Below are 9856 nucleotides of genomic sequence, written 5' to 3' on the forward strand. Positions count from 1 at the left end.
TATTTAACGGACTGTCAACAGGAAAAAGAAAAAGCCCCAGCCAAAAAGACTGGAGCCCTGTCATTTAAAGTTTCAATGAGGGAATCGCGGCAAGCAAGTCGCGGGTATAATCAGCTTGGGGATGGGCGAACAAGGCCTCGGTCTCTTGGATCTCGACCAGCTGTCCCTCCTTCATCACTGCAATCCGGTCCGAGATGACCCGGGCGATGGACAGGTCGTGGGTGATGAAGAGGTAGGTCAGCTGCTTGGCTTCCTGGAGGTCCATCAAGAGGTTGATGATGGAAGCTTGGACGGAAACATCCAGCGCCGAGACCGGTTCATCCAAGACCATGAAGTTCGGTTGGTCAGCTAGGGCCCGGGCAATGTTGATCCGCTGGAGCTGGCCGCCTGAGAAGGACCGGGGGCGGTGGGTCCACTTATCCGAGGGAATCCCCACCTGGTCCAGATAGTCCGCTGCCTGCTCACGAGCCGCTGCCTTGGACTGCTTGCGCAGCAGGGGCTCTGCCACAATATCCAAGACCGAGAGTTGAGGATTCAGGGCCGCATAATTGTTTTGGAAGACAATCTGGGGTCTAAAGTCCGCCTGCCTCCCCTCTTGGTCGGGGAAATAAGTAATTTGACCCGAACTTGGACGCTCAAAACCTAACAAGAGCCGGCCCAAGGTGGACTTGCCTGAGCCCGATTCCCCCACCAAGCCGAGGACTTCACCCTGGTAGATCTCAAGATCAATCCCTCGGTTGGCGTATTTGGCTTCCCCCTTTGACTGGAAGAAGGACTTAGGAGCGTAAGCTTTGTCCAAGTCTCTAACTGTAATTAAGCGTTCGACCATGTATCAACACCTCCTAAGACCTTGTGCTGGTCGGACAGAACCCGGAGTTGGCTCTGGGCCTTGTCTGCTTGACTTAAGTGGACAGGCTGCATTTCATGGAGCCGCTCCTTATGGTGACCCGCTGGCACGGACCGGATCAGCTCTTGGGTATAAGGATGGGCGGGATGGTCGAAGAGATGGGCTGCGGGAGCTTCTTCGACAATCTTCCCATCATACATCACCTTAACCTCCTGGCAGAGGTCGCGGATCACAGCCAGGTCATGGGAAACAAAGACAATGGTCAAGCCCTCTTCCTGGTTCAATTGACGGAGAATCTCCAGGATCTGGGCCTGGATGGTCACGTCCAGGGCCGTGGTGGGTTCATCAGCAATCAAGATCTGAGGCTTTTTGAGCAGGGCCAGGCAGATCATAATCCGCTGAATCATCCCGCCTGACAGCTCATGGGGGTAAAGGCCCAGGACCTGGCGCCCATTCGCGATACCGACCTTATCCAGGTAAGTTAGCATCAGTTCCTGGCGGCTGGCCTGGTCCAAGTCGTAGAAGCGTTCAATCACTTCATTCAGGTGGTAGGCCACGGTCCGCAAGGGATTCAAGGAAGACAGGGGATCTTGGAAGATCATGCTGAAGGGCAAGGGAGCACCAGGCTTTAGCTCTTGGCCCTGCCAGCTAATCCGCCCTTCAGATTGGAAAACACCCTGGGGCAAGAGCTGCATCACGGCCTTCATCAGCATGGTCTTCCCCGAGCCCGATTCCCCCACTAGGCCGGTAATCCGACCTTGGCTGAAGCTAGTCGTCACCCGGTGGATCAGAGCTTTTTGGGGGCGAAAGCGAGGCTTGCTGACAATCGTTAAGTCTTGTATTTCTAAGGGTTCATTGGCCATATTATCGCTCCTCCAAATCATAACTATCACGAATTAAGTTGCCCAGACCATTAAAGGAAATAATAGTCAGAATAATCAAGACCCCTGGCAAGACCGCCATATAGGGGGCAAGTTGCAGGTAGGACTGGGCATTCTGCAAGAGAGAGCCCCAGGACGATTCAGGGGGCTGGATGCCTAGGCCTAGGAAGGACAGGGTCGATTCCATCATAATGGCCGAGGCTACTACAGAGGTCGCCCCTACAATAATGGTTGGAATAACCTGGGGCAGGATGTGCCGGCGAATAATGGTCAGGGGCTTAAAGCCTAGGAACTGGGCATACTTGACATAGTCCCGCTCCTTAAGCGACAGGGTCTCTGCCCGGACCAAGCGCGCAATGGACATCCAGGTAAAGAAAGCAATAATGATAATAATCGTAAAGAGGCCCGGCTTCAACAAGGCCGCTAAGACCGTCGTCAGTACCAGGGAAGGGACGGACGAAATCAGGTCAATCAAGCGCATCAAGACCGCGTCCAGGCGTCCCCCGATATAGGCCGAAAGAAAACCAATCAAGCTCCCAATTAGCGTCGCCATCACCATGCTGGCTAGGCCGACCAAGAGGGAAACCCGGGCCCCGTATAGGATCCGGCTGAAGTAGTCCCGGCCCAGCTCATCCGTTCCGAAAGGGTGGGCCCACTGGGGAGCCTGCAAGCGGTTTGGAATATCCGTTGCCACCGGGTCGAAGGGAAAGAGCGGGGCTAGGAGGGCGAGAAGCCCCAAGACTAAGAGGAAAATGACGAAGATCAAATAATAGGGTTTGAGCCGAAGCATGCGTTGAATCTTTGAAATCATGAGGTCGCCTCCAATCGAATCCGTGGGTCCACCTTGTAGTATAAGAGGTCAGCCAGGAGATTACCGAGAATGGTCAGGCTGGCCGTCAGTAGAAGGACCGCCATCACTACGGGATAATCCAGCTGCTTGGCCCCTTCCACAAAGTAGGACCCAACCCCTGGCCATTGGAAAATCGACTCTGTCACCACGGCCCCTGTTACTAGAGATGGCAGGGACTGGCCGAGCAGGGTCACCAAGGGCAGGAGGACATTCCGACTGACATGGTGGAAGAAGATCTCCCGCTTAGAAGCCCCCAGCGACCGCTGGACGGTAATATAATTAGCTTCCACCTGGGAGATGGCTGCTGACCGGACATAGCGGGTCAGGTTGGGCGTAATCGCCACGATCAAGACCCCAATCGGCAGGATGGCATGGTGGAGGAGGTCCCAGGGGTTCCCTTCCGCCCCAATCCGGTACATGCCGGTGCTAGGGAAGAGGGGCCACTTGAGGGAGAAAAAGTAAATCACCAAGAGCCCCAACCAGAAAGGCGGCACCGCTAGACCCAGGGAAGCCCCTAAGTCCACCAAGCGGTCTCCCGCCCGGTCCTTGTGGGCTCCCGCGAAGAGACCCGAGAAGAAGGCAATCAGGCTCCCGATGGCATAGGCTGGAAGCATAAGAATCAGGGTATTAGGAATCCGCTCTGCCAGCTGGCTACCAATCTCCTGCTGGTTAATCAGGGAATGCCCGAAGTCCCCCTGGAGGACATTCTTGAGCCAGGTCAGGTATTGGACAATGAAGGGATCATTTAAGCCATTCTGTTCGCGGATAATCTCCACCTGGGCCTCAGTCATGTTAGGGGTCGTGATGGCATCAATAGCATCGAAGGGCGCAATATAAATCAGGCTAAAAACAATCAAAGAAATCAATAAAAGAAGCGGAATCGCCTGTAGGATTCGTTTCAAAGCATAGTTAATCATGAGCAGCCTCCTTTGTCGCTTGGATCTCGAGCTGGGACGCGTCGCCAAATTGGTAGATAGGGACCAAGTTAGCGGCCTCCGCCCCACTAATTCGCTTATTGACAGCCATAATCTTCTTGTTGTCAACATAGGGGTAGAAGATGGCATTGGACATCACTTCGGACTGGGCCTGGTTGTAGATGTCCTTGCGGCGGTCAGGGTCGACTTCTACCTCGCCCGCTTGGAAGAGCCGGTCTGCTTCAGGAGTAGAATACTTAAAGTAATTCTTGCTTCCTCCAGAAGTATAGAAAGGCGCGTAGGCAGAAGGATCTAGGCCCATAATATAGCCCCCGATAAAGAGGTCATAGGCCGTGCTCTCAGGGTCGTGGTTGGCCGCAGAGAGAGCCGCCGAGTCCATGGGCTTGAGCTCTGTCTCAATGCCGACCTTACCTAATTGTTCCTGGACCATGGTCACAATGGTCTGCTCCAATTGACTCTCGCCATTGTAGGCTAGACGAACCCGGGGATTCTCAACCCCTGATTGGTCCAGATAAGCCTTCGCCCGGTCTAAGTCGGTCTGGTACTTATCAATTTCTTCATAATAATAAGGATTAGAAGGCGGCAAGATGGAATGGGCCGAGATATAGTAGGCCTCATCGAAGTAGGCTGCCTGGTTGATCTCCTCCCGGTCCAAGGCATAGAAGATGGCCTTGCGGAAGTCCATATTATCCAGGGTATTGGTATTCACTCCAATATAGCCGACCCGCCCCTCTGAATAAGGATAGAGCTGGATAGCGTCCGAATCGATAGACAAGACATCCAGGGGTTCCAGGAGGGTCGCATCAATCTCCCCGCTCAAGAGGGCCGCCTTGGTCGTTTGGGCATTCTTGATAATCTGGAAGATCACCTTATCAATATTAGCCTTGCCCTTGTAATAATGCGGGTTGGCCGTGAAGCGGAAGTCCTGGCCTTGGTGGTAGGCCTCCAGTTGATAAGGCCCACTCCCCACCGGATCCACTCCTTCAATCTTGTTGCCAGAGAAGTCTTCCACATCCTGATAGACATGCTTGGGCAGGATATAATTCTCAAAGACAATATTATTGACCAGGGCACCCGAGGGCTGGGGCGCGATAAAACGCACCGTCCGCTCATCCAGCTGTTCAATCCGGATGGGCTCCCCTCCGACCTTAAACTTGTCCGCCTGGCCATTGGCAGGATCCAACATAGTCTCATAAGTGAAGACCACATCCTCCGCTGTCACTGGTTGGCCGTCAGAGAACTTGGCATCCGGGCGCAGGGTCACTGTCACCGTCTGCCCATCCTCGGACTGGTCGACAGACTCGGCCAATTCCATCTCCAAGTTCCCCTCCGCATCCATCCGGGCCAAGGGAGAAAAGATCATATTCGTCACCGTTAACCCCCAACGGTCCGAAGTCGATAAGGGGTTCATCGAAATCGGATCCCCCGCAATCGCATAGACAAAACTATCCTCGCGACGGTCCGCCTGGCTGGAATCATTCACCCGGGCCGAACATGCCCCAATCACCCCAATCGCCAGCACAAGAGACAAGACTGCAAGAAACTTTCTCATAATGAACCTCCTATCGTCCAAGAAAATCAAGTAAGCAAGTCCCCTGCTAAATATAGTCGGAACGCTTACAATTAGTTAGCTACCTCATTATAAAAGACAAGCTAGCCCCATGCAATCAAAAACACTTATAAATAATAAGTTATTTTCGGTCAAGGGTGGTTGGATTTGGGTGTGGTGAGGTTTGAGGACGCAAAAAAGGCAAGCCGGTGGGGGGCTTGCCTACTGTCTTTTATACTGTTCTGCAGTTTTGTCCAAGTTTATCTTTGACTAGTTTCTATTTCCTAAATAATTCATGGACTGCTTTTTTACTTGCAAATCCATAATATTGTGCTTCTTTATCAGTCTTTATCAAATTGAAAAGCACTCTCTTGATTGAGTCAAATCGATAATTATAATTAATTTGATTCATGAAATGCTTAATAATGATTATAGGAATTGAAATTCTATCAGTAAATAAATGATCATCTTTCATAAACAGGAATTGTCGCCATTCATCACGAATAGGAGGTGATGTAATAAATTTCATGTCAATAAAATTAGAATTATGTGCCGATTTGTTTCGTACTAAGTTAAGTATTCTCATCCATGAATAAAGTTCTGCTGTTGAACAATCAAAATAATTTGCTATAGGCTTCTTATTTCTATTATTCATTACTTCAAGCATGTAAACTAAATTACCAAACATTAAAAGGTTAATCCCTAGCCAAATAGGAGGATAGTCATTTTCCTCGTTAGTTTGTAATTTATTAATCAGTTCTTTGTAATTATCTGGATTTGATCTAGCAATTCGTACCTGCTCTTTAATTCTACTTTTAATCTTTTCTTGTCTTTTAGTTAGCTTTTTTCGAGAAAAATTATTGAAATCTGCCCAGTTATTAATCCTTAAGTAACCATAGGCACCTGTATTTTTCCCTAAATTATAGGCAATTTGAGTTTGTAAGGCTACCTCAATATCCTCAATGGCATGTAATATATGAAGGCGTAAATTTTTGTCGCGATAATATCTTTCAATAACCTCTTCAAAGGTTATTTCTTGATAGACTTTTTTTCCATCAACTACCTTAACAAAAGGTTCTGCAAATTCTTTTATCTTATAATAAGAAATATAATGCAAGGTATTCTCTGCCTTATCAGGCTTCTTAAATTCCATACCTCTTTCGCGTAATAAGGCAATCTGATCTTTAAAGTCCTTAGACTCAAACTCCAATTATTTCAACTCCTTACACACCTTCACTATCGTCTCAGGAAAAATAATAATAAAAAAAGCCCCCCGGCAGACGTATCTGTAGTTTGAATCTAAGATCCAAACTATGGGGGACGATTGAACTTTCATATATACTATACAAAATTTTTCTTAACTAGTCAATACTAATCGTCTAAAACATTAGCTTGCAATCATGTAACACCTTTTTATCCCCTTAAATCTCATAAGGCAGAATTTCTTCTTGGATCATATCCTTATACTCATTGCGTAAACGTGACCGGTATTTCAATTTACTTTTATCTGGGTTCTCTGTGCTAGCCTTGTAGCCTTCATAATCAGCACCTTCAATCAAATCCACTTCCCCTATCTGGGGTGTTTCACGGTTGGGATCATAGTTAGCGACCACATATTTCAACATGTCCTCATCCAAGTGTTCTTTACGCGCATAGTCCTCCACTACCTGTTCGGTATATTGGTGAATACGATTAGACAGGATTTCATGGGTAGATTGCTTGTCGAAGGCTTCAGGATGATCAATAATTTCGATGAAGATTTCTTGGATCTTTTGTCCTAATTCAGGTTTTTGACGACCATATTCTTGAATCGTCTTCTCTGCTTCTGCTTTGAATTTTTCTTTTTCAGCCTCTCGGTGAGCTTCGCGGTAGCGGTCAATCAAGAGAACTAGGTAGTCATAGTCGATCTGCTCTGTGCGGACAGATTCAATCTCATATTCAATATCGATATCTAACACGTCCTCAACGTCAAGCTCATCCTCTACTGCCATCTCTTCCTTGATCGCTGCAATCAGATTATTATAGGAACCTGTATAGTGTTCGAATTCTTCTCGGCCAAAACCATAATCTGCGACAAATTCTTTCTCATCAAAAGCTGAGTAGACTTCGATGGTCCGGTAAATCTTATCAAAACGCTGAAAGGCCTTAGCTGCCTTCTTCATCTCAGCTAGATCGGTCAACCCTCTAAAGGAGTCTGGATGAGGAGCAATAGCTCTCAGCTCCTGCACAGCTTCCTTCAATTCTTCCCTAGACTCTTCGAAAGTCGGCGCCTGGATCTCATTCTCCCCACCATTGGAGTAGAGAATGAAGGCTTCCTTGACCGCTTCTTCGTAAAGTGCGGGCGTTTGGAAGGTAGTGATCTGCCCATACTTCTTATGGTTATCAAAAAGCCGATTAGTCCGTGAGAAGGCCTGGATCAAATGATGGGGCTTCATAGGGGCGCGGTCCATAAATAAAGTCGACAGACAAGGGGCGTCAAAGCCCGTCAGCAAGCGGTCTACTACAATTACTAAGTCCAGTTGCTCAGAACGTGCCTTATAGGTATCCGACTTACGGGCCAGTCGGCTGTTCAAGTTTTGATTATAACCGTTAATCGTTTCTAAGTTAAAGTTGGTACCGAACATCTGATTATAATCATCCAAGGCTTCCTTCATAGCCTCCTTGTGGGATAAGGTGTCTTCCTCATTATCAGAGACTGAGAAGGTAATGGCAACTTTAGGAAAGTCAACCACTGCCCGCTTAGTAGTTTCACTTATCTTAAATTTCGGATCAGTCCCTGCCTTGATTTCTTTAAAAAGGCGATAGTAAGCAATGGCTTTGTCAATCGAATTCGTGGTTAGGATCGCATCGTAAGTTTGCCCTACCCCATTATGAAAACCAAACTTATTCTGAAACTTATTGACAATCGAAGCTACAACCTCTTTCATATGGTCGGGCTGTTCGAAACGGATAGGATCGAGCTTAGCTTCCTTCTCTTTCTGATCAATCGCTGCCAAATCGACACGTGGAAACTCTGCCGCAACAATTCGGTCTAAGTCATATTCATTAATCGTATTTTTATATTCGATTTGGAAACCTAAGACCGCTTTGTCGTGCATGGCTTCTTGAACAGTATATTTGTGGAGACACTGGCCATACTGTTCCTCCGTCGTCCGCGCCAGGTCACCGAAGGCATCCCGGGCATTCTCAGCGAATAAAGGTGTCCCTGTAAAGCCATACCAGAGCGAATAACGGAAGAACTTCTCTAGCTCTTGCTGTTTCTGAGGGGTAACCGCCCGGTGGCATTCATCCACTACAACCGCAAGACGTAGCTCTCTTAACTTCTTCAAGCGCGGATTGTCCGGATCCTGCCGGTAGCGTTTCATGACATAGTTTAACTTTTGAATGGTCGTGACGACCATGCTCCGGTCGGGAGAGGCCAGGCGCTTAATCAACCCATTTACATTCTCCGTCTTATCAACTGAGACAAAATCATCATTGGCATAAGACTTGAAAGCAGCTGTGGTCTGCTGGTCTAGGTCCCGGCGGTCGATAATGAAGATCGTCTTATCGATGGAAGGAATCTTCAATAAATTTCGTGCGACCTTGTAAGAAGTTAAGGTCTTGCCCGACCCTGTAGTATGCCAGATATAGCCACCGATCTGTTCACGGCTAGCTTGGCGAATCGCCTTAATGGCATGAATTTGATAAGGACGTAAAAGGATCACCGCCTTACTCTCATTATCCAGAACAGAGTAATTGGCAATCATCTCATGGGCCTCAGGAATGGATAAGACAGATTTGGCGAAGTCTTCTAAATTCGTCACAGCTTGGTTGTTCGCGTCCACCCAGCCAGTTAAGAAACGCGCATTCAATCGCGTATTGGCTGCAATGTATTTAGTATCCACACCATTAGAGACGACAAACATCTGCAGCATCGAGAAAATACCATGGTACTTGCCTGTCTTCAAGTAATTTTCAATCTGCTTGAAGGCTTGCTTATAGCCATCCGTCGCCTGTGAGTTCTTAAGTTCAATTTGGATCAGAGGGATTCCATTGATCATCAAGGTCACATCAAAACGCCCATCCTGATCACGGAAGTCGCGTTTATTACTTTGGAACTGGTTGATCACTTCATAAGTCGAATGGCCTCCTGCAATCTCATTGCCGTTAATTACCATTAACTGGCAGGATCCGAGACTAGCATCCTCCCGGTCAAGGCGAACCTGGGCCACTCCATTCTCACCGGCTAGCCAAACCCCCGCTGCATAGAAGCTGGAGAAATCGAGTTCCGCTTTGATGGATAACTTCTCCCGTTCCGTTAAAGGGACACCATCTAACTTGGCTGTATTATTGGCTTCTAACTGCTGGAAGAAATTTGCCCACAAGTCATCCGCCGTCTTCAGATCTTCCCGGTAAGTCCACTGCGACTCGCCCTGTTCCAGGAGCTGGATCAGCCGTTCTTCCATTTGCTGCTCTTGAGTAAAAATCTTTACCATATTATCACTTATCCTATTGCTATTCTGCGCTTGCTACGATTATTTATTGGGTCTATAACTTGCTAATACTTCCAGTATATCAGAGACCAGAAGAGCTTTCATTGGTATTTTTACAAAGGAAGGGTGTATGGGTAAAAATAGGAAGTTTTAGGATAGGATTGCTACTTACTCTGCCTAAAAGGAAAAATAATTGGATTCAGTGTGAAGTCGGAGACTACTATGAATTTAAAAATGGCATTAATAAGGGGAAAGATTTTTTTGGAAAAGGTACGCCTATAGTAAATTTTAAAGATGTTTTTCATCATAGAGGCTTAAC

At 47.6% G+C, this 9856-nt stretch carries 7 protein-coding genes and 1 pseudogene; 1 reads left to right on the forward strand and 7 read right to left on the reverse strand.

Annotated elements, in window-relative coordinates; all coding sequences use genetic code 11:
• Positions 1-64: 64 nt before the first annotated feature.
• From F6I03_RS07455 to F6I03_RS07485, 7 genes are all read right to left on the reverse strand, one after another.
• Positions 65-829, reverse strand: coding sequence for an ATP-binding cassette domain-containing protein (locus F6I03_RS07455; protein ID WP_070431573.1), 765 nt, complete (start codon positions 827-829; stop codon positions 65-67).
• Positions 814-1710: an ABC transporter ATP-binding protein gene (locus F6I03_RS07460; RefSeq protein ID WP_070431574.1), complete on the reverse strand. Its 897-nt coding sequence runs from the start codon at positions 1708-1710 to the stop codon at positions 814-816. Before F6I03_RS07460 ends, F6I03_RS07455 begins: the two co-directional genes overlap by 16 nt.
• A gap of 1 nt (position 1711) precedes the next feature.
• Positions 1712-2539 (reverse strand): ABC transporter permease, encoded by an 828-nt coding sequence (locus F6I03_RS07465; RefSeq protein WP_141737883.1) that lies wholly within the window; start codon positions 2537-2539, stop codon positions 1712-1714.
• On the reverse strand, positions 2536-3495 hold the full coding sequence (locus F6I03_RS07470) for an ABC transporter permease (protein ID WP_070431575.1): 960 nt from the start codon (positions 3493-3495) through the stop codon (positions 2536-2538). Before F6I03_RS07470 ends, F6I03_RS07465 begins: the two co-directional genes overlap by 4 nt.
• Positions 3488-5065 (reverse strand): ABC transporter substrate-binding protein, encoded by a 1578-nt coding sequence (locus tag F6I03_RS07475; RefSeq protein WP_150983095.1) that lies wholly within the window; start codon positions 5063-5065, stop codon positions 3488-3490. Before F6I03_RS07475 ends, F6I03_RS07470 begins: the two co-directional genes overlap by 8 nt.
• A 274-nt stretch (positions 5066-5339) precedes the next feature.
• Positions 5340-6272 (reverse strand): Abi family protein, encoded by a 933-nt coding sequence (locus tag F6I03_RS07480; RefSeq protein ID WP_070431577.1) that lies wholly within the window; start codon positions 6270-6272, stop codon positions 5340-5342.
• A 211-nt stretch (positions 6273-6483) separates the two neighbouring features.
• Positions 6484-9540 (reverse strand): type I restriction endonuclease subunit R, encoded by a 3057-nt coding sequence (locus F6I03_RS07485; protein WP_150983096.1) that lies wholly within the window; start codon positions 9538-9540, stop codon positions 6484-6486.
• Positions 9541-9641: 101 nt separating this feature from the next.
• Here F6I03_RS07485 and F6I03_RS07490 point away from each other — a divergent pair.
• Positions 9642-9856, forward strand: a pseudogene (locus F6I03_RS07490) (hypothetical protein); the annotation flags it as partial.

Source organism: Aerococcus sanguinicola (assembly GCF_008726925.1).
In the GTDB taxonomy this organism is placed as follows: Bacteria; Bacillota; Bacilli; order Lactobacillales; family Aerococcaceae; genus Aerococcus.

What these genes read in the sequence shown, in the direction of transcription:
- F6I03_RS07460 (WP_070431574.1), bottom strand. Translation starts at nt 1,710, where the DNA reads ATGGCCAATGAACCCTTAGAAATACAAGACTTAACGATTGTCAGCAAG.
- F6I03_RS07465 (WP_141737883.1), bottom strand. Translation starts at nt 2,539, where the DNA reads ATGATTTCAAAGATTCAACGCATGCTTCGGCTCAAACCCTATTATTTG.
- F6I03_RS07475 (WP_150983095.1), bottom strand. Translation starts at nt 5,065, where the DNA reads ATGAGAAAGTTTCTTGCAGTCTTGTCTCTTGTGCTGGCGATTGGGGTG.
- F6I03_RS07470 (WP_070431575.1), bottom strand. Translation starts at nt 3,495, where the DNA reads ATGATTAACTATGCTTTGAAACGAATCCTACAGGCGATTCCGCTTCTT.
- F6I03_RS07455 (WP_070431573.1), bottom strand. Translation starts at nt 829, where the DNA reads ATGGTCGAACGCTTAATTACAGTTAGAGACTTGGACAAAGCTTACGCT.
- F6I03_RS07485 (WP_150983096.1), bottom strand. Translation starts at nt 9,540, where the DNA reads ATGGTAAAGATTTTTACTCAAGAGCAGCAAATGGAAGAACGGCTGATC.